Annotated in this window: 16 protein-coding genes; 1 reads left to right on the top strand and 15 read right to left on the bottom strand. The window is 51.9% G+C overall.

Annotated elements, in window-relative coordinates:
• Positions 1-28: 28 nt before the first annotated feature.
• The 10 genes from IEY53_RS32945 to alaS form a co-directional block, all read right to left on the bottom strand.
• The gene (locus IEY53_RS32945; RefSeq protein WP_189032327.1) at positions 29-1,897 is read right to left on the bottom strand and encodes a sensor histidine kinase; all 1,869 of its coding nucleotides are present in this window, start codon (positions 1,895-1,897) and stop codon (positions 29-31) included.
• Positions 1,898-2,065: 168 nt separating this feature from the next.
• The gene (locus IEY53_RS32940; RefSeq protein WP_229696482.1) at positions 2,066-4,291 is read right to left on the bottom strand and encodes a methyl-accepting chemotaxis protein; all 2,226 of its coding nucleotides are present in this window, start codon (positions 4,289-4,291) and stop codon (positions 2,066-2,068) included.
• A 265-nt stretch (positions 4,292-4,556) separates the two neighbouring features.
• The gene (locus IEY53_RS32935) at positions 4,557-5,891 is read right to left on the bottom strand and encodes a peptidase U32 family protein (RefSeq protein WP_189032325.1); all 1,335 of its coding nucleotides are present in this window, start codon (positions 5,889-5,891) and stop codon (positions 4,557-4,559) included.
• Positions 5,892-5,910: 19 nt separating this feature from the next.
• On the bottom strand, positions 5,911-6,843 hold the full coding sequence (locus tag IEY53_RS32930) for a peptidase U32 family protein (protein ID WP_189032323.1): 933 nt from the start codon (positions 6,841-6,843) through the stop codon (positions 5,911-5,913).
• A gap of 56 nt (positions 6,844-6,899) precedes the next feature.
• Positions 6,900-7,949: an endolytic transglycosylase MltG gene (gene mltG / locus IEY53_RS32925; RefSeq protein WP_229696481.1), complete on the bottom strand. Its 1,050-nt coding sequence runs from the start codon at positions 7,947-7,949 to the stop codon at positions 6,900-6,902.
• A 175-nt stretch (positions 7,950-8,124) separates the two neighbouring features.
• Positions 8,125-8,433: a DUF1292 domain-containing protein gene (locus IEY53_RS32920; RefSeq protein ID WP_189032321.1), complete on the bottom strand. Its 309-nt coding sequence runs from the start codon at positions 8,431-8,433 to the stop codon at positions 8,125-8,127.
• Positions 8,426-8,734 (bottom strand): DUF1292 domain-containing protein, encoded by a 309-nt coding sequence (locus IEY53_RS32915; RefSeq protein WP_189032320.1) that lies wholly within the window; start codon positions 8,732-8,734, stop codon positions 8,426-8,428. Before IEY53_RS32915 ends, IEY53_RS32920 begins: the two co-directional genes overlap by 8 nt.
• A 13-nt stretch (positions 8,735-8,747) precedes the next feature.
• Positions 8,748-9,164, bottom strand: coding sequence for a Holliday junction resolvase RuvX (gene ruvX, locus IEY53_RS32910; RefSeq protein WP_189032319.1), 417 nt, complete (start codon positions 9,162-9,164; stop codon positions 8,748-8,750).
• Complete coding sequence (locus IEY53_RS32905; protein ID WP_189032318.1) at positions 9,161-9,436, bottom strand: IreB family regulatory phosphoprotein; 276 nt, start codon at positions 9,434-9,436, stop codon at positions 9,161-9,163. The genes ruvX and IEY53_RS32905 overlap by 4 nt, the downstream gene beginning before the upstream one ends.
• A 349-nt stretch (positions 9,437-9,785) precedes the next feature.
• Positions 9,786-12,422 (bottom strand): alanine--tRNA ligase, encoded by a 2,637-nt coding sequence (gene alaS, locus IEY53_RS32900; RefSeq protein ID WP_189032317.1) that lies wholly within the window; start codon positions 12,420-12,422, stop codon positions 9,786-9,788.
• Positions 12,423-12,535: 113 nt separating this feature from the next.
• Between alaS and IEY53_RS32895 the strand changes: the two genes are divergently transcribed.
• Positions 12,536-12,760 (top strand): hypothetical protein, encoded by a 225-nt coding sequence (locus IEY53_RS32895; RefSeq protein WP_189032315.1) that lies wholly within the window; start codon positions 12,536-12,538, stop codon positions 12,758-12,760.
• Between the two features lie 58 nt (positions 12,761-12,818).
• On the opposite strand, the gene IEY53_RS32890 is transcribed toward IEY53_RS32895, so the two are convergent.
• The 5 genes from IEY53_RS32890 to IEY53_RS32870 all read right to left on the bottom strand — a co-directional run bounded on the left by IEY53_RS32890 (position 12,819) and on the right by IEY53_RS32870 (position 21,316).
• The gene (locus tag IEY53_RS32890; RefSeq protein WP_189032313.1) at positions 12,819-15,146 is read right to left on the bottom strand and encodes a glycoside hydrolase family 95 protein; all 2,328 of its coding nucleotides are present in this window, start codon (positions 15,144-15,146) and stop codon (positions 12,819-12,821) included.
• Between the two features lie 13 nt (positions 15,147-15,159).
• The gene (locus IEY53_RS32885; protein WP_229696480.1) at positions 15,160-16,818 is read right to left on the bottom strand and encodes an ABC transporter substrate-binding protein; all 1,659 of its coding nucleotides are present in this window, start codon (positions 16,816-16,818) and stop codon (positions 15,160-15,162) included.
• A 95-nt stretch (positions 16,819-16,913) separates the two neighbouring features.
• Positions 16,914-17,810 carry a carbohydrate ABC transporter permease gene (locus IEY53_RS32880; RefSeq protein ID WP_189032311.1) on the bottom strand — a complete coding sequence of 299 codons (897 nt, stop codon included), beginning with the start codon at positions 17,808-17,810 and terminating at the stop codon, positions 16,914-16,916.
• A 14-nt stretch (positions 17,811-17,824) separates the two neighbouring features.
• A complete protein-coding gene (locus tag IEY53_RS32875) occupies positions 17,825-18,706 on the bottom strand; it encodes an ABC transporter permease (RefSeq protein ID WP_189032332.1) in 882 nt (293 codons plus the stop codon).
• 321 nt (positions 18,707-19,027) lie between these two features.
• A complete protein-coding gene (locus IEY53_RS32870) occupies positions 19,028-21,316 on the bottom strand; it encodes a helix-turn-helix domain-containing protein (RefSeq protein ID WP_189032309.1) in 2,289 nt (762 codons plus the stop codon).
• Positions 21,317-21,472: the final 156 nt, after the last annotated feature.

Below are 21,472 nucleotides of genomic sequence, written 5' to 3'. Positions count from 1 at the left end.
TCCCCCTCTCTCTCGCCCTCAGCAATCCTCATAAGACATCCGGTTCAAGCAGCGGCAGGGACAGGATGACATCCGTACCCACTCCGGGCTCGCTGTACACCTCAATGCCGTAAGCCGCTCCGTAATGCAGCCTTACCCGCTCATGCACATTTTTCATACCGATCCCCCCTTTGATGTTTTTCTTCGGGGGGCTCTCCTTTTCCAGGCTGTCATTTAACTTCCGCAACGTCTCCTCGTCCATTCCGCAACCGTCGTCCCTGATATGGAACAGCAGCAGTTGCTCCGTGACCTCACATTTGATGCTCAGATGCATCTGCGGTTTGCTGTCATCCAGACCATGGTAGGCGGCGTTCTCGATAATAGGCTGAAACACCAGCTTAATAATGGAATAGTTATCAAGCTCGTGCGGCACGTCAATCTGCAGTTGAAAACGGTTCGGGTACCGGCAATTAAGCAGCTCCACATAGTTGTGAACATAACTGAGCTCTTGACTCATCGTCGTTCTGCCCGTCACATCGCTGGTACTGTAACGCAGCAGCTTGCCCAGAATCAGGATCATATCGGCGGCTTCCACATCATCGTTGAGCTCCGCTGTCATACGGATGGATTCCAGCGTGTTATAGATAAAATGTGGGTTGATCTGGCTCTGCAGCGCCTGCAGCTCCGCCTCTTTCTTCTGCTCTTCAATCCGGTAGATATCCTGAATGAGCTGCCGGATACGGGCCAGCATGCGGTTGAATTGATGGCCCAGCAGGCCGATCTCATCCCGCCGCCGCACACGGAACATTACGTCCAGGTCACCGCTCTGCACTTTTTTCATCAACTGAATCATTTGGGTCAACGGTTTGGTCAGGGCAAAAGAAAGAATAATGGAAATAATCAACGCCAGCACGATAATAATCAGAGTAGCCGCGAAGGTTACATTCCGGGTAATCTTCACATCACGGGTCAGCTCATCAACCGGAATGGAGATGATCACCTTCCAATTGGTTTTGGCAGAGCTTGAATAGATATTCAGCCGCTTTTTGCCTTGTTCTGTATCGTAGAAGCTGCCTGCGCTGCCCTTGGCCTGCTGAAACAGCGGGGAGTTGGAAATATCGGTGGTGAGCAGCCGTTTGTCACTGTCATAGACCACCTTCCCCTGCTCATCCACAATCAGCGATTTGCCGCGTGTGACTTGATCAAGTTCCGCTACCTGATTCTCTATATTGCTGATATTGGCTTCTACGGCTATGAGGCCAATCGGATTCCACAGGCTATCGACTATTTTGCGGACCACGGTATATGCATAACGCGTACTTTGCAGGTTGCTTGTGTACGCCTGTGTGCCGAACAACAAGGCTTCTCCGCCCGAATTCGCGGCCTGCTTGCTCCAGAACTTAAAGCTCTCTTCGAGATCAAGCCGCACTCCCCCATCCTTGGCGGAATAGTAGCCATTGCCGTAACCGTCAAAGATATAGACCGAGTTGGCGCCGCTTTTAATATTGTTAATGAAGGAGATGTTTCCTTCAATCCCTCTCTGGATCGACAGGAGCAGATCGAAATCACCCGGAGCCAGGCCAGCGCTGCCCCCTTTGCCGCCCGTCATTTCTTTTTGCTCATAATAGCGGTTGGAGCGGATCAGATTCTGCTTAATGTCATTTACATAGGCGGGGATCGACGAGATCCGTTTCATGTCTTCAATATAATCATCAATGCCGTCCATCATCTGATCGATCAGCTTCTCAGAGTAGGCAACCGTGTTGCCCTGGATAGAGCCGGAATAACTCTTGAAGGTAATCACACTGATAAAGGAAAGCGGAAGAGTGATAATAACTAAAAAAACGAGGAAAAGCTTGCGCTCCATACTCATGTCCCCTATGACGGACCACCAGCCGAAATTACGTTTACCTTTCATTCAGTCCTTCTCCTTAAGGGCATGATCACCTGACATAGGTTGATATCATAACAAATACCTAACAGAATTATTATACGGGGAAGCCTGCCATTACACAACAATTAACCGCTCCTCCCTAAGGGAGAAGCGGTTTTGTTAGGTAGTTATATAACTAGTTAGCTGCTGGATTTAAATAGTAAACAAGGACAGCTTCTCTTTCAGTTGAGTCGAAGCACCTTCCAGCTTGCCGGACAGCGAAACGAGTTGATCGCTTACGTTCTGCTGCTCGCTGCTGAGTGAGGCCACTTCCTCCGAAGTTGCGGAGGATTGCTGCGCTACGGCACTCACATTCCCCATAGCCTCTGACAATACGCCTTGGGAGTGGTTCAGACTGCCAATGGCTGTCGTTACCGATTCCAGGCTTGTAATGAACTCGTCCATTTGTCCCTGTACCGAGACGAAAATATCGCTGGTGTTCTTCACCGAGCTCATTTGCTCTTTGAACAGTGGCGCAACTTCGGACAATACAGCAACGGTTTCATTCATCTCGGCGATAATCTTGTCGGTAATTCCCGCCACCAGAGCAATGGACTGCTTAGACTGATCCGCCAGCTGCCGCACCTCATCGGCCACCACCATAAAGCCACGGCCGGCTTCACCGGCACGGGCCGCTTCAATCGTTGCATTCAGCGACAGAATGTTGGTCTGCTGGGTAATATTCTTCATGACATCCAATACTTTAATTACCGAGAACACGGTATCTTTGAGATTGTTGACCCGCTCGACCAATGCTCCTGTCATTTTGCCGGTACGGCCGGTCTGCTCCAGCAGCTCTTCCAGCTGCTTCGCGCCTTGACCGCTGGCTTCCCCGACACTGCGTGCTGCTTCGTCCATCTCGAAGTTGGCCGCGATAACCGTCTGCATTTGCGTGCCGATCAAGTCTGTCAGCTCATTGCCGCGTTCGGCCTCAAGCGCCAGACTGCCTGCACCGCCGGCAATCTCTTCGGTCGCAGCGGCAATTTCCTTGGCGGATACCGCAGTCTTGCGTGAGGCATCGCCGAGCTCACCGGCAGTCTCCAGCACTTCACGGGCCGTATCTGTGGTCTGTGCAACAAGCTCTGTGATACGTTCCATCATCGTATTGAAAGATGCGGACAGCTGGCCGATCTCATCGGACGATGTATATTCCGTACGTACACTTAGATCCCCTTGGGCTCCCACAACCATAAGATCCTTGAGGCGTGCCAGCGGGCGGGCGATCATACGAACCATCCAGAAACCGAGCAGCACCGCAAGCAGTGCAGCCGCTCCGGCCGCGACAAACGTTGTTGTCAGAATCGGTCCGGCTTCCTTCACCAGCTCTTCGGTGGGCACTACACCTGCCAGCTTCCAATCCGCTTTGGTCAGCGGGTTATATACAGCCAGCATATCGGTGCCTTCGGCATCCTCCGCTTCCATACTTTTGTTGCTGTTCTTGCTGTCCTTGATAAAAGTATATGCTGAAGGCTTGCCATCATCCGCAACATTGGTAGAAGCGACCACGGTTCCATCTGGTGTAACCAGTTGAATCTGCGAGCCTTCCCCCAGCTTCACGCTTTTAAAGGAGTCTTCCAACATTTTGTTCTTAAGCTCAAGCAGCACGACATAACCGGAGTTGGAACCCAGATTCTTAAGTGTGCGCACCATGGCGATATTGGTACTTCCCGTACCATCAACGGCAGTCGAGAACCAGTAATTCTGGGCATCGTTGGTTTGATCCGTATAATACCCCTCATAGGCTTTCGTATTGGCAACAACCTGCTTGTACCATTCCTGATCTCTGATCCCATCCAGAGTAAGTCCTGAGCTGCCGCTGGAAATAATGTCAAAGTCATTCGATTCCGGAATCAGCGAGATGCTGACAATATTGGAATCCGTAGTGGACTGGCTGGACAACTTCTTGCTGATGGAATCCGTCGCTACGAATTTATTATAATAGGAATCGGCCGTAGCCAGCGCTGTCAGATCTGCTTGCATTTGTGTATCAAAATACAGCTGGAGCGCAAGGGCTTCATATTGTTTCAGCGTAATATCCAGCTTTTCTGAAGTCTGGATAATTGTCTGCCGGTTGGCTTCGGACACCGTGCTCTTAATAGTGCTTCTCGCCTTCGAGTAGGATAAAAGTCCCAGTGCCAAGACTACAAGCACGATGGAGCACAAAAAGATCAGGAATAATTTCACCCCTACGGATTTGACCGGGTTCACCCGCTTCATCTGCCCTACCGAACCCTTCAGGAGGCCTTTGAAATCTGTATCGGCCATCTTCCTCGATAGGCCCTTAAACTTGCCGGAGTTGGTCTCCTGCACATTTCCATTTGCATCTTTGTCAGCCGTTGCTGTACTTTTGGGCTTGCCGTTTTTCTTCCCCAATTTCATCCTTCTTTCTTTCTCCTGCTTCTCCCTGTTGCTCTCCTGTTGAGGAGCTCCCATTACGATCACCTGCCAGTTAGATTAGAAAGACCTATGTAAGCGCTATTTGACTTATATATCGGCACAATGACCTGTTTCACTTAGATCATTTGTAAATTTTCCGTAAATTTTTATAACTATTTGCCTAATTTCGATCTTTTTTTGCAAAAAAAATAGCAGGAAGCTCTCTTTCCCAAGAGAGGCTTTCTGCTATTTTGGCTAGTCCATCGGATTAGGATTTTCTTTTCCGCATCATATCGAAATAGGCAACGGGCTGGTCCACCTTCAGACGCACACGCTGCAGCGGATGACGGGCAGCATCCAGCGGGTTCCCTTCCTCATCCCAGAGTTCTCCAACCGCCTGTTTGAAGAACGTGTTATTGGGTCCAAAGAACTCCACTTCCTGTCCCGGTTTAAAGTGGTTGCGCTGCTGAATCAGCGCCATCCCGGTCTCTGCGTCATACTCCAGAACCAGGCCGGCAAAATCGTACGGTGCCGCTTTTTCTTCCGGCTCATAAATATGATCCTCATGATCGGGCGTATCGTAGAAAAATCCGGTATTCAGCGGGCGGTTAGCGGCTTTATTCAGCTCATCCAGCCATTCGGGCTTCAGCACATACCCTTCCGGGTCGGCCATGTAGGAATCAATGGCTTGGCGATAAGCATTAACTACGGTAGCTACATAGTGGATCGATTTCATCCGGCCCTCAATCTTGAAGCTGTCAATTCCGACTTCAATCAGATCGGGAATGCTCTCCAGCATGCACAGATCCTTCGAACCCATCGTAAACGGATTATCCTCCGGCTGATAGAGCGGAAGCTGGGTCACGCCCGGCAGCAGCCGTTCCGGTGATTTCGCGGCCTCGGCCTGCTCCTCCTCCGATACCCAAGGACCTTCCGGCCGGGCATCCTCGAACAAATCGTATTTCCAGCGGCAGGATTGGCAGCAGCCCCCGCGGTTGGAGTCACGGTCTGTGAAATGGTTGGAGAGTGTGCAGCGTCCCGAATAAGAGGAACACATCGCCCCGTGAATGAAGCTTTCAATTTCAATATCAACATGTTTTTTGATCTCGGCGATCTCTTCCAGACTTGTTTCCCGGCCGAGTACCACACGCGGCAGCCCTTCTTCCTTCCAGAAAGACACCGCCTGCCAGTTCAGTGTAGATTGCTGCGTGCTAAGATGCACTTCCAGACCCGGGACTACCCGCAGTGCTGTATCCACAATAACAGGGTCAGCCACAATAATGGCAGAGATTCCAACTTCATATAGGTTGCGCAGGTATTCTTCAATCCCGGCGATATCTTCATTGTGAGCATAAATGTTCGTAGCGACAAACACCTTGGCACCATACTTTTTGGCGAATTCCACACCTTCGCGCATTTCTTCAAAGCTGAAGTTGTCCGCTCCCGAGCGCAGACCGTATTTCTGGCCCCCAATATAGACGGCGTCCGCACCATAATGCACGGCGAATTTCAGTTTCTCCAGATTTCCTGCCGGAGCCAGGAGCTCCGGTTTGTCCAGACGGTAACGTTTGCCTTTAAACTGCGGCTTGGTTATGGTACTCATTCCTGTTCTCCTCCTCCATTCAATACACTTGTTCTTTATAGAAAAATCCGAACGACAACTCGCGCTCAGGGTCCTGCAGAGCTCTAACCTCTTCCAGCCAGCTTTCATCAAAGGCATATTGCTCTCTGTCTGCGGCAAACGCATCAATCGCAGTGCGGTAAGCTCTGACAACAGCCGCATTGTAGACAGCCGGTTTGAGCAGCCCTTCAATCTTGAAGCTCTGCACACCCGCCTCCATCAGAATATGAAGATCCTCCAGAATACAAATATCATCGGAGCTCATAATGTGTGTCCCGTTCTCATCTTCATAGATGGGAAACTTCTCATCCTGGCGTTCTGCTTCAATCAGAAACAGCCCGCGTTCCTTGCCCAGGCTTCCGCCATCGCTCGGACGGCCCTGATGTGACATATAGCTTGCAACAAGCTTGCGCTTGGAGTGATAAATATTCGTCATGCCGTGAACCTGAACCTGTGCCTCCATCTCCAGCAGCGGCACCATTTCCGTAATCTCTTCCATATTCAGCTCACGCGCCAGAACTACCCGGGAAGCTCCCTTGCGTCCCCAATAGTTGGCTGTAGCGTAATTGGTGGAGGTCATTTCTGCGTTCCAGTGCAGCTTCAGACCAGGGGCCTGCTGCTTCACAGCTGCCAGCACGGCAGGATCACCGAACTCGATGCCGTCAATGCCAAGCTCGCCCAGCGCTTTGACATAGCCGGGAAGCCCCTCCAGCTGGTCGTTGGACATAATGCCTCCAAGGCCGGCATAGACTTTGCAGCCCCGTGCATGAGCCATCTTCAAGACAGCCGCTGTATCCTCCAGGGAGAAATGTCCTGCCAGTCTCATGCCGAACCGGTCATCTCCAATGAGCAGCGCATCCGCTCCGGCGTCCAGCAATACGCCTGCTTCTTCCAGAGAAGCCGCCGTCGCCAGCAGCTCTGGTTTGTTATTCATGGTATAGCCTCCTACTGCCCTGACCTTAAGGCCAGGACACTCTTAATCTTAATCGTTTATTGTGCCGTTTGTTTGCTTTTTTCGATATTGGCTAAATGTTCCTTATAGGTTGCGGCGAACAAATGGCCCTGGGTGCCGTCCTTTTTGGTCACATAGAAGAAATACTCCGAAGCTTCCGGTTCCAGCGCAGCCTGGATGGACTTCAGACCCGGACTGCTGATCGGTCCCGGAGGCAGGCCGGGATTCTTGTAGGTATTATAAGGACTCTCTACTTCCAAGTCTTTATGATATAATCTCTCTTTTTGCTTATCGAGCAGATATTGCACCGTGGCATCAATCTCCAGCTTCTGTCCCTTATCCAGCCGGTTGTAAATCACGCCGGCCACAAGTGCCCGTTCACTGTCCACCACGACCTCACGCTCCACAAGCGATGCTACGGTCAACAGCTGATGCAGTGTCAAGCCGCGTTCCTTGAGCTTTTGCTGCCAATCCGGAATCGAGTCCAGCTTCTTCTCCAGTTGTCCCAGCATCGCTTCCACAACTTCCTGCGGCGTGCTGTCCTTCACGAGCTCATACGTCTCGGGAAACAGATACCCCTCCAGACGGTGGCGAAGCTTGTCTTCCTGCGGAATGCCCAGTGCATCCATCGCCTGCAAGCCCTCGCCGGTATCAATCAGGCGCTGGAACTCGGCCGGCTCCCGGCCCCAGGCAGCAGCGAGCTTGCCCACAATCTGCTTTGCGGTAAAACCTTCCGGAATCGTGAAGACCACTGTCTCTTCTTCGATAACGTCGCCTTGATTCAGGCGGGCGATCAGCTGGTCGTAAGTTTCACCCGGGCTTGCGTTATAGGTTCCCGCCTTGAAGCTTGCGCCTTCTTTCGTCCATTTCAGATATCCCTTGAAAAAAAGACTGTTGCGGATAATGCCCTTATCTTCAAGCAGGTCGGCGATCTCCCCGCTCCCCATACCTTTTTCTATCGTAAAAGTAACAGCCGGTCCTGCCGGCGCTACTGGCAACATTCCGTTCCAGATATACCATGCCCCTCCCCCTCCTGCTGCCGCCAGCAAAAGAATAACAATAAGGACGGTGCGGATTGCCGATTTCAAGTTAAGACTCCTCACTTTCCGACTATAAAGTATAGAATTGTATGGTCTTAAATTCAACATATATTTTAGGAGAAAGCAACACCCTGTTCATCCTTACCCGTAAATCAAGCAAAAAGAGCGCGGAATAATCCGCCCTCTCCTTGCCAGCCCTAAATGTAACGTACATGTACGGTTCTTACTTCACATCGTCACCGGGAAACGTGAGCTCGTCATACAGCTCAGAAATATCTTCCCACTCTTCATCATCCATAATGCTCTCCAGCTCAGGAATACCGTCAGGAGAAACTACAATGCGCAGAATCTCATGCTCAGCGCCTTTGCCGGAGGCACCGAGCACCGCGTAACCATGGTCCCCGACCTCAAACTCCGCAATAATATTGTAAACGGAAGACTTGCCTTGCTCATCTTCCAGTTCGACTGTTTCTCCATAGGCATCTTTAAGCTTGGATGTCCATACCACCTGATCAGCGGATCGATCAGCCATTCTCCGCTCCTCCGTCCAGCTCGTCGACCAGGGTGTTGAAGGTCTCTTCGACAATCGCCCACTCCTCGTCATTCTCGATCATGAACAGCTGCAGATCATCACCGTCTTCCTCGTAACGGAATGCATAGACCTCATCGGTCTCTTCATCCTCGGAGTCCAGTGGAACCACCATCATATACTTGGCATCCGAACCGTCCACCTCAAACTTCATAATGACCTCGAATTCTTCCTCGTTGCCTTCCTCATCAGGAATATAAATGATTTCCGGCTCTTCTTCTTGGCCAATCTGCTCGTTTGTCAATGCAATGCACCCCTCACCTTTTACTGTTAGCATCCAAAAAATTTTGCAAAATCAGAGCGGCGGCCATCTTATCGACCAGCCCCTTGCGTTTCTTCCGGCTGACGTCCCCTTCAATCAGCACCCGCTCAGCGGATACCGTCGTCAGACGCTCATCCCAAAGGTGTACGGGCAGTTCCAACTGCTCCCGCAGCTGCTCTGCGAATTCTACGCAGATGTCGCCGCGGGGTCCTACTGAACCGTTCATATTCTTCGGCAGACCCACAACAATCTCGCCAATCTCATGCTCTTTGACAAGCTCCCGGATACGTTCAAATTCATTGCCGTTACCCCGGCGTTCAATCGTCTCCAGTGCTTGTGCGGTCCATCCGAAAATGTCACTTGTGGCGACTCCGATTCTCCGGTCGCCGTAGTCCAGACCCAGCTTCTTCATTTAGGATGATCCACCCTATGATTAGCCAGATAGAAACGGACCAATTCTTCAATCAGCTCATCACGTTCTTTTCTCCGGACCAAACTTCTCGCATTGTTGTGGCGCGGAATGTAAGCCGGATCTCCGGAAAGAAGATACCCTACGATCTGGTTGATCGGATGGTACTCTTTCTCCACCAGGGCATCGTATACTGCAAGCAGTATTTCCTGGGAAGAAGCTTCCTTCTCATCGCCCTTCACATTGAATTTAACCGTTTTGTCCATGGAGTCCATTTGTGACACCTTCCTTACTGCAAAATCGCCTTTGTGAGGCGGCTTTGCAAAGTTGCTGCTGCATAAATTTACTTGCTGTCTTCATCATAACATATTCATAGCCCAACGAGGAAATCCTGCCCTAAAATAACGCTTTTTTTGGCATTTTGTCCACAAATATAAGTGGATTTTTGGCTTTTGAGCTATTGTCAATCGCGTATTTCCGTGAAATTTGGACAATCCTGCTTAAAAAGCAGCGGTACTGAGAGAAGACTCTCAGTACCGCTGTGTTTTCATTGCAAATCCAGCCTCTGCCTGGCTCATGCTGCCTGCATCAGAAGGCAGCTCTTGCTGTTAGAACCTGCCAGGCTTACGCCTGGGCAGCTACCAGCTCCTCAGCCTTGGCCAGCGCCTCGCCCAGCTTGGAGGCATCCTTGCCGCCGGCTTGCGCCATATCCGGACGCCCGCCGCCCCCGCCGCCGCAGACCGCAGCGATCTCTTTGACCAGCTTGCCGGCATGGAAACCCTTCTTGACCAGCTCCTGCGGAACAGCCACTACGAAATTCACCTTGTCGTCCATTGCTGCACCCAGCACCAGCACGGCATCCGGCAGCTTCGCTTTCAGCTCATCCGCTGTGGAGCGAAGTGCATCCATATTCCCGGCTTGCACTTCAACAGCCAGCAGCTGTGTCCCAGCAGCGCCCACCGTCTTCACATTCCCGGTAAGCTCGGCGGCAAAGGTAGCGCTCAGCTTAGATTGCAGCGATTCATTCTCGCGCGACAGCTCGCGCACCTGGCCATGGAGCGCTTCAATACGCTTAGGCACATCGTTCAGCGAAGACTTCAGCAGCCCTGCAGATTGCTTAAGCAGGTCAAGCTGGCTCTCCGTGAACTGGTAGGCATAACGTCCAGTGACCGCCTCGATCCGGCGTACGCCGGAGCCGATTCCACTCTCGCTGAGCAGCTTGAAGATGCCGATCTGCGAGGTGTTATTGACGTGACAGCCGCCGCACAGCTCCAGACTGTAGTCGCCGACCTGTACGACGCGTACGATATTGCCGTATTTCTCGCCAAACAGTGCCATGGCCCCCATTGCTTTGGCTTCATCAATAGGCTTGTTCTCAATCACTACATCCAAACCCCGCCAGATCTGCGCGTTGACCCGGTGCTCGATATCGCTAAGCTCTTCCGGCGTAATGGCACCGAAATGCGAGAAGTCAAAGCGCAGCCGTGCACCTTCCACCAAAGAACCAGCCTGGTTGACATGGCCGCCCAGCACTTCCTTCAGCGCTTTGTGCAGCAAGTGGGTCGCCGTATGATTCTTGACGATATCCTCACGCTGGGCACGGTCCACTTCGGCGCGGACGGTATCGCCCACCCGCAGTTCTCCGGCTTCTACAGTAACGATGTGTACATGCTGGCCATGCGGCGCTTTGAACAATCCGGTGACTTTCGCTGTTACGGAACCGCCGGTCAGGACGCCCGTATCGCTGACTTGCCCGCCGCTCTCGGCGTAGAAGGGTGTGGTTTCCAGCACTACCTGGCATTCGGTGCCTTCACTTACGCTGTCTGCAAGGGCATTATCAACCACTATGGCCACTATTTTGGACTCTGCTACGGAGTCATTATAACCAACAAATTCACTTTTAACCGTCAGTTCGGAAAGTGCCCCTCCCTGAATCTTCATGCTGCCGCCGTCCTTGCGTGCCTCTCTGGCACGGTCACGCTGCTCCTGCATCGCATTGTCGAAGCCTTCACGGTCAACCGTCAGTCCCTGCTCAGCGGCAAAATCCTCGGTAAGGTCAAACGGGAATCCGTAGGTGTCATACAGCTTGAACGCATCGGCACCCGCGATGGCGCTTTGGCCGTCCGCTTTGGCTTTGCTGCTGATCTCGCCCAGGATGGCCAGACCATCCGACAACGTCTCATGGAACCGTTCCTCTTCCGTACGGATGATCTTCGCAATATATTCACGGTTCTCCACCACGGATGGATAATACACACCCATAATCTCGCCAACCGTCTCTGTCAATTCATGCAGGAACGGACGATCCAGACCCAGGTTCTTGCCGAAACGCACCGCACGGCGCAGCAGGCGGCGGATAATGTACCCCCGGCCTTCATTGGAAGGAAGTACGCCGTCCCCTACCGCAAACGTAACGGTACGCACGTGATCAGCAATAACTTTGAGCGCAATGTCCTGCTCCAGGCTGTCCTTGTACGTAACTCCGGCAAGCTTGGCCGTACGCTGAATAATCGGCTGGAACAGATCCGTATCGAAGTTGGAATCCACATCCTGGAGGATGGAGGCGAAACGCTCCAGACCTGCGCCGGTATCAATGTTTTTGTTCGGAAGCGGCGTATAGCTGCCGTCCTTGTTATGGTTGAACTGCGAGAACACGAGGTTCCACACTTCGAGCCAGCGCTCATTCTCCCCGCCCGGATACATCTCCGGATCACTCATATCACTGCCGTAGGCTTCGCCGCGGTCATAGAAGATCTCCGAGCAAGGGCCGCAAGGGCCTTCGCCGATATCCCAGAAATTCTCATCCCCGAGCTTAATGATGCGTTCTGCCGGCAGACCCACTTTTTCATTCCACAGTTTAAAAGCTTCTTCGTCCTCGGCATACACCGTTACGGAGATGCGGTCCGGCTCAAAGCCGATCCACTCCTTGCCCGTCAGGAACTCCCAGGCCCAGGTGATCGCTTCTTCCTTGAAATAGTCGCCGATGGAGAAGTTGCCGAGCATCTCAAAAAAAGTATGATGACGGCGCGTCTTCCCTACGTTCTCGATATCATTGGTGCGGATGCATTTCTGCGAGTTGGTCAGTCTAGGATTCTCCGGAATCTCCCGCCCGTCGAAATATGCCTTCAGCGGCGCCATCCCTGCATTGATCCACAGCAGCGAAGGATCATTGTGCGGAACCAGCGAAGCGCTGGGCTCGATGCGGTGCCCTTTACTCTCGAAAAACTCTAGCCATTTGGAACGGATTTCACTTGCTTTCATCATGTACAGCTCCCGTCTCATCTTTAAATTTGCATCCCTGCTAGGAACGCACAAAAACGCCCCTGAATAAATTCAGGGACGATTAAACTCGCGGTACCACCCTGGTTATCGCCTTGATCCGCTATATACGCGGACAGCTGCAGACGATCGCCTTGTCGCGGCTGTTAACGGGAGCCCCCGGTGAGCTTGTCCTCACACTCCGAAATCAGCTTTCGGCCAGCTTGTCTTCCGGGTTCTCGCAGCCAGTACGAACCTTCTCGTCCAGGAACCCGTTCTCTGCGGAAGCCAATTTCCGGCTTACTCCATTTCATCAACGTTTTATCCGATATGCTTTTTAACATTTCCAGTATAGCCAGTGGGGATATTTATGTCAATCTCCGATGGGGTTGCGGCTGTTTAGGGCTGTGACATCCTCAAGCAGGCATCGAAGTGGTAGCTTGCGCCTGCTTCGGCCTGGAACGTTGTCCGGTGCGCTCCACAGCGGACGGTCAGGGTTCCCGGGGAGAAGGCACGAAGCGCAGCTTCAGCCAGTTTACCCTCTTTCCAGACTATGTCCACTTCTGCATTCCCCTTCACCCGGAGTCCCGTTACAGAGCCTTCCGCCCAGGCCTGGGGAAGCGCCGGCAGCAAATGCAACTCCTCCGCATGACTTTGCAGCAGCATTTCCGCGATGGCGGCAGTTCCTCCGAAATTCCCGTCAATTACAAAGATATTGCTCTCTGCTCCGGCTATCCCCGACTTGGAATAGGAGAACAGATTATCAAAGCACAATTCACCGATCAGATGGGCGATGTGCCTATAGGCCTTTTCCCCGTCATGCAGCCTCGCAAAATAAAGGCTGAAAAGCACGGCTGTGAACTCAACATCTTCCAGTTCATCCTGCAGCATGCGGTTTTCCAAGGTCACCCGGGCGGCTGCACTGAGTTCAGGCGTCCGGTCCGGCGTAATCTGGGCGGCGGGATAAAGCGCGTATAAATGGGACAAATGCCGATGCTCAGGCTGGGCCTCCTCAACATCCTCCAGCCATTCCTGCACCTGCCCCTTTCTGCCGATCCTTAGCGGAGGCAGCTTGGCTATAGCCTCTTCAAGAGTCTGCTGAAGCTCCTGATCCTTGTTCAGCAGCCCTGCAGCTTTCCGGCAGAACTCAAACAGCTCACGCACCAGAACCTGGTCCAGGGTGGTACCCATGGACAGCTGCTGGGCGTCTTCATTACGTCCGCCCGGAAAAAACGAATTCTCCGGCGAATTGGAGGGGCCGGTTACCAGCCAGCCGTACACCGGGTGAACGGTCATGTAATCCAGGAAGAACAAGGCGGCCTCTTTTAACACAGGGTAAGCCTGTACCTCCAGAAAATCACGGTCACAGGAGTATTCGTAATGCTCAATGAGATGGCAGGCAATCCAGAGTCCGCCAGTGACATTAAGTCCCCACGAAGTCTCCCAGCCCGGGGCCGTAAACCCCCAGACATTGGAGAAAACATGGGCGACCCAGCCCTTGCTGCCATAAAAATCACGGGCTGTTGTCCGGCCTGCCTGCGACAGCTCCCCGATATACCGCATTAATGGAAGATGGCTGTCCCCCAGATTCGTAATCTCGGCCGGGTAATAATTCATTTGAGTGTTGATATCCAGATGATAGTCACAGCTCCAGCCCATCCGGCATGCTTCACCGTCATTCCAGATCCCCTGCAGATGCAGCGGCAACGGCGAGTCTCCACGGGACCCCGCGATCATCAAATAACGCCCGTACTGGAAAAACAGCGCAAACATCTGCGGATCGGAACCTTGACCTTGCCGGAGCTGCCGGATACGAATGTCCGTCGGCAGCTCCTCACGCTGTGCGGAACCAAGGTGAATTTGCACTTTGTCAAACTCACGGCGGTAATCCTTGATATGGCCGGCTCTCAGGCCTGCATAACCTTTAGCAACAGCCTCCTCCAGCCTGCGCGCACTTTCTGTCATCCAGTCCTCGTCATCACGGCGGTAATCGGTGCTAACCATAAAGTAAATCCAGGCTTCGTCAGCCCCGGACACCAGCAAGCGGTCCTCCTCGCAGCGGATGGTGCCGCCATGGGCGGCTATCTTGATTGTCCCTTGCGCCCATACCCCGCAAGTGCCGTCACTGTGGACACGCTCCAGAGCCTGGGCTTTGAATTCGAGCGTATCCTCGGTGCCTGTGACGGCGAAAGCCCCCGCTCCACCCTCAAGGCCAAGCGTGAACGATACCCCGCCCGGCACTTCGCTCCAGATCCTGGATGCCACCAGATCATCGGCATGGGAAGCAAAAACTTCGCGGAGCTGCCGCTTCCCGGCTGTCCCGGAGACAGACGAGGTTATCGCCTGTCTCAAATCCAGTTCACGTCTGAAAGGAGGTCCCTCCTCCGCCTGCCAGTCTTGCTCTTCAAAAGCGAGCACCACCTCGCAGAGCCCCAGATGCGTCCCGTAATTCTGCTTTTTGGGCTGCAGGTACTGTTTGGCCAGCCGGTCGCCGCCGGCATAATCGCCCGCGAAGAAACGTTCGCGCATCCGCTGCAGCTCAGCCTTGCCAGCCATCGGACCGGGTACGGCCTCCGCTTGGCCGGACCAGAAGGTTACTTCATTCATACTCCACACCTCACGGTCCGGAGCTGCGCTGACTACGGCGCCTATTCTTCCATTACCGACAGGAAGCCCCTGTGACCAGCTTGCAGCAGGGCTTAAATACCATAATTTCAAATCGTCCATCAATCTGCCTCCCTTATTTCTGTGAAGCGTCATACGCCTTTTGCAGAATTTCCAGGTAACGGTCAAGCTTCAAGTTCTGCAGACCTTTTACGTAGGCATCCCAGTCCTTCTCCAAATCCTGGTTGCCGGTTATGAACTGAAGCGCGTTCTGTTCAATATAGTTCCGAATGTTCGTTTGCAGAATGCTTGCTTCATCGGTCTCACCCGGATCAATCCAGACCGACCAGACCGGGAACAGCTCCTCCGGCTCATGGCCTTCATACAGGAGTGTTGCATTGTAGAGTCTGCGTTCATAACCGCTGGATTCATAAATGTCGGTAGCCTGGACGAACATGTCCCTGTATTCCTTGGGCATGTAGAAATGGGCCATTCCACTCCAGCCGGCGTTGCGCGGGGACTCGCCTTCGGCCATCGGAATAGGTTTGATCAGCGCCTTAATACCTTCACCGAGCGCCACATCCCCCTCCGCAGCATCCGTCCAGTCAATGCCCTTCAACCCGCTGGCACCATTCGTTTGTCCTTCTGTGGTATACATATAATCAGCCATTTGGATCAGGGCAATCTGCGCTTCCTTGCTCGCTTTGTTCGTAATGACAAATTTGGCTCCGGGATTCACGCCTCCCGAATCATGGGTTGCAAAAGATGCGCCCTTGGGACCGGTAAGCGGAGGCAGCGGATTATAGTCAGCCGAACGTGTATTTCCGGGATCAATGTTGATGAATATAGCCGGGTGCATCCCAGCTCCCGCACCCAGGATTTCCGCATCCGCATTCTCGCCGATTTTTTTGAAGGCTTCTGCATTTTGCGTAAATGCGCCCGAGTCAATCAGCCCGGCATCATATAGAGACTTGACGTAAGCGAGGCCTTCCTTCCATTCCGGTTTGATCGCAGCCGACTCTACTTTGCCGTCCTTCATGTTGAGATAATTCCGGTCATCGTCATAGACGAAAGCGTTCATAAGAAAAGGAATAATCCGGACACCAAATTCCTCTATTGAGCCGCTGAGCGGCAGTTCATCCGCCTTGCCGTTGCCGTTCGGGTCCAACGTTTTGAAGGCTTCCAGCACCTTTTTGAACTCCTCCGTCGTTTTCGGCATTTCCAGCTTCAATTTATCCAGCCATTTCGTATTGATCCACATTTTGTTCGGATAGGAGCAGTGAAAGCATTCTGCGTATGCTGCCAGACCATAAATATTGCCGTCCGGCGCTGTGTTAAGCGTCCGCAAATCCGGGTGTTGTTCCATCGCGGCTTTAATGTTGGGCGCATATTCGTCAATCAAGTCGTTCAGCGGGAGGAGTACACCCTGTTTCCCGTACTTCAGCACATCCGCCTGGGAGAACTGGTCAATATATGGGGTAAGCAGATACGCATCGGGATAATCGCCGCTCGCCAGCGAGATTTGGCGCTTCTCCTTCGCCCCGTCTGACGGATTAAGCTGCCAGTTGAATTTGATATTGAATTTGTCTTCAATAAATTTGGTGAATTTATTGGTCGGGATATCGATTCCTGATTCCTGCACGGCAAAAACACTGATTTCGACCGGTTGTGTGCCTGCTTCTGTATTCCCCGGCTGGGCGTCCTGCGGACTGTCTGTATTTTTATTCGCGCATCCGCTGAGTACAGCGGTAAGCACCATTGCCAGCATCAACAAATGGATCATGCTTTTTTTCAAAATAGATCACTCCCTTTTGTGGTATAGGCGGGTAAGATAAGACTCCTGCGGCAATACGGCAATGTATCCCCCCTTTCAGGACGCTGCGCTAAAGGCTAACCCTTGACGGAGCCCACCAGCATCCCCTGTACAAAATAGCGCTGCACAAACGGATAAATGACGAGCACAGGCAGGGTCGCTACAACAATGAGGGCGTATTTCAACAGCTCGGCGAGCTGCTGCCGTTCTACCATTTTCATGGCATCCATCGTGCCGGAGCTGTTATTCTGGATGATGATGCTTCTTAATACTAACTGGAGCGGGAACAGATCCGCCGATTTCAGATAGATCAGAGCATCGAAATAAGCATTCCATTGACCGACGGCATACATCAGCACCAGCACGGCGAGAATGGGCTTTGACAACGGGAGCACAACGCTCCATATAAACCGCATATCACTGCATCCATCCATTTCGCTGGCCTCCAGCAATTCTTCCGGTATCGAGGATTGAAAAAAAGACCTGGCGATGATCACCTGCCATACCCAGATGGCATTGGGAATCAGCAATGCCCATCTGGTGTCAATCATGTGCAGCTGCTTCACAACCATGTAAGTAGGAATCAGCCCTCCGCTAAAAATCATCGTGAAGGTGATGATCATCATCAGTGCATTGCGTCCAAAAAATGCTTTGCGTGACAACGGATAGGCAATCATGACCGTGAGCATTACGCTGATAAGCGTGCCGGCTGCCGTATAGAAGATCGAGTTGCCGTAACCTGAAATAATCTCGGGGGTGCTGAGCAAAATCTCGAAGCCTTTGAACGAAATATCAACGGGCCAAAGCCAGACCCGGCCGGAGGTGACCGCTGCCGGGCTGCTGATCGAGCTGGAGACAATAAAAATCAGCGGATAAATCACGGCGAGGGCCACGAGACCCAGCAGGATATACACCACTACTAAAAACAATCTGTCGCCGGCGGATTCTTTAATCTTTTTCTGAGCTGCTGCCATGAGAAACTCCTTTCCTACCAGATGCTGTTGTTGGTCATTCTCTTGGCGAATCCATTCACCGTGACCAATAAGATGAGATTGATGACGGAATTGAACAAACCAACCGCCGTAGCAAAGCTATAGTTGGCATTCAGCAAGCCGACCCGGTAGACATAGGTTGCAATGATCTCGGAATTGGCAATATTCAGCGGATTCTGCAGCAGATAGACCTTCTCAAAGCCGATCGCCATCACATTGCCGACATTTAAAATCAGGATGATCACGATGGTTGGCACAATTCCCGGCAGATCGACGTGTCGGATTTTTTGAAAACGCGATGCCCCATCCACTTTGGCCGCTTCATACAGGGTTGGATCTATACCGGCAAGTGCGGCCAAATAGATCACGGCGCTGTAGCCTGCAGTCTGCCAAATGTCGGACCAGACATAGATCGAACGGAACATGCCGGGATCACCCAGGAAGTTGACAGATTGAAGCCCGAAGAAATTCAGGGCAATATTGGCGAATCCCAGCCGGGGTGCCAAAAACAGCATGATAATGGACACCATTACGACCGTTGAAATAAAGTACGGAGCAAAAGATACCAGCTGCACGAACCGCTTAAAGCTCCCTCCCCGCACTTCATTGATCATGAGCGCAAGGACAATCGGTATCGGAAATCCGGCCAGCAGCAAATACCCGCTGAGCAGCAGAGTGTTCTTGACCAGCGTCCAGAACAGCGGATTCTCAAAGAACAGCCGGAAATTATCCAACCCGACCCAGGGGCTGCCCCATATCCCCTTAATGACGTTGTAATCCTTGAAGGCAAGGACGGCATTCAACATCGGGTAGTACTTGAAGATGAGGAAAAACAGCAAAGGCGGAATGACCAGCAAATGAAGCTGCCAATGCTTCATGATATTCCTGCGGGCCGTTTGGACAAGGCCGTGGCCTTTTCGTCGTGGCACAACTTTCTTGTTTAAGATGATTTGTCTTTCCAGAACAACTCCCCCTCTGTACACTGTCTGTCATTCGTGATAGCGCTTTCTACGAGTTGATCATAGTGGATTTGCTTGTCCCAAAGATAGGTACATTTGAGCGGTTCAGCGTACAATTGACCGTGTTTCAGGGGGCAAAAACTCAAGCAGGAGGCCATTATTCCGCTGCTGATGCCTGAAGGTGAGAAAAAGGCGGCACTCTCCCAAAAGGGACAAAGCTGCCGCCTGATTGTAAATGATTTAATCACCGTGGGATTGCCGGTATGTGCTGGGGGAGATGCCGGTCAGCCGTTTGAAGGCCCTTCTGAAGGAATGTGAGCTGTTGTACCCTACCCGCCCTGCAATCTCATCCACCGTATACCCGCTCTTCTGTAACAGAAGCACAGCCTGGTCCATTCTAACTTTGACCAAATAGTCAGAGAAATTAACGCCTGTGACTTCCTTGAACAATTGGGAAATGTACTTTTCCGGCCGCTCCACCTGTTCAGCCACCCGGTACAAGGTAAGCTCGGGATCCATATACATTTCAGAGGTGTATTGCTTAATCTGCTGGACGAGCCGGATATGCGTATCTTTCTTTTTATGGGTGATGAATCCGCAAAGCTCTTCCATAATACTGTTAAATTCGGCCTGGATCGTTTCAAGCGGTTCCGCAGATCCAATGTCCATCACCTTCTTCTTCACACATTCAAAAACAGGCGACTCCATAAAAGCCTTCTGATCCAGCAGCTTAAGGAAAGTTCCTTTCAGCTCTCCGACCAGCTGATGTTTCATTTCAATGGACAGTTCACGCAGATCCATATTCTGCATCATGATGGAGCCGACCATTCGCCGGGCCTCTTCAAGCTCACCTGCACGGATGGTGCTGATCAGACGTTGCTCGGTGTCCAGCGGATAATAATAGGACGTGTTCTCATTCTGTACTTCATGATTCCACATCACCCCTTTTTTGTTCAGATGGACGGCATACTCCAGTGCTTGCTTGGCCTGTTCAAAGGAACGGCTGACCTCGGTGACTGCCGCAAAGAAATTTCCGCAGCCCGCTTGTATCGTAATCCGGTACTCGCTGAGGACATATTGCCCCAGCTTTCCGATAATTTGAGTGATAGACTCTTGTTCATGCTCCGAATGCGCTCCGCTTTCCATGAAGAAAAGGACAACAATCTTGTCGGAGCCCATATCGGTCATGGGAATATTCCCTCCAAGCTCAGCGAGAGCCTGCTTCAGCAGCAGACGGGACGCGTTCAGCTCATTCAGGATTTCTACGCTGTCCATACCCGAATAACCGTTGATTTGAATAATCCCGGCATAGCCGGCCCCCTTATTCAGACTGATGTCGGCTTGCAGGGCGGCGGAGACAATCTCATCCTTTGACTCGAACTCGCCGGCGATCAGCCGTTTAAGAAAAGCATCTCTGACCAGAGGCAGCTGGCGGTGAAGTTCGGTCTCCAGCAGCTTGTTTTTGGTGATCATATTGGCGATGTTACCGCTTAAAAAGTCAAACTCATTGTGCTCCCCCGTTGCTTCCTTGCCGAATTGCTCCTTCATGACCCCGATCATTCGGTTGATCGGAGCACTGTTCCTGTATGCCAGTACAAGCCCCACAATCAGACCTATACAAAGCGTGCCGCCGGTAATCAGCCAGGATACGTATTTAATCCGGTTGGCGTTCTCAAGCAAAGCGTGCCGCGGAATCCCTGCCCGGTATACCCAACCGTTCTTGCCGGAACGCGTGGTGATCACCAAACCATCCTGATAGAACTGGCTGACCTTCATGGAATCAAAATCCGGATCGGCAGCCAGCTTCGACATTGCCGGTTCACCGCTGCCCTGCAGGGCAATAGTGTTTCCTTCGGCATCGCTGATATGAGCCCAACCGCCGTAACGTCCGGTCAGGCCCGACAATAGGCTGGTTATTATTTTCTCGTCAATGATTACGACAGCAACAGCCGGCGAGAACCCGTTAAAGCTGTCCAGAGGCAGGGATTGCATGTAGGTAATCACAGAGGTATCTGTTCCTTTGTTCACAAAAGCGCTGAGCGGTTTGATTTCACTGCGGTGGGTCTTTTGTAAGATTTCCTTGTTCCAGGCAGCGAACGAAAGATCCCTATAATGAAAAGTTTCATAGTAATGATCCGGCCTGTAGGAGGAGCCGGGGGTCAGAACAAGATTGTAGTTGGCAAGGTAGATATAATAATTTTGCAGAAAATCATTGGTCTGGCCAAAGGTCAGCACATTTCTCATGGTTCTCCAGATTCCGTATACATTCGTTTCATCATCTCTTTCGTTCATCAGCACGTTCAATTCCTGATTCACAGCCAGCTGTCTGGTGAAGCCTTCCACCTCCGCCATCCGCCGTTCCAGGATTTCCTGGCTTTTCTGCAGCTGGGTAACACTGTTCTCAATGGAAATAGATTGGGTTACGGAGATCGACGTAAGATAGGACATGTAGCCGCCAATGCTGGGAATGATTAGAATGACCACATAGGAGATTAAAAATCTGCGAAAAACATTGGAATTTCTGAGCATACTGGACCCCCCATCGTGGTAGCGCTGTCATAACATTAGATTAAAACATTCTGCTGTATAGTCAAGTAGCTGCCGGAGGCCTCTGCCTTTCGTCAGACTAGGGCCTGTACGCAAACTGTACAATTCGTAGGAATCTAGTAAAATAAGGAACATGAG

The organism is Paenibacillus albidus (assembly GCF_014644435.1).
Taxonomy (GTDB): domain Bacteria; phylum Bacillota; class Bacilli; order Paenibacillales; family Paenibacillaceae; genus Paenibacillus_AQ; species Paenibacillus_AQ albidus.
The sequence above is the reverse complement of the archived record's forward strand: the minus strand, read 5'-3'. Positions and strand labels throughout refer to the sequence as shown.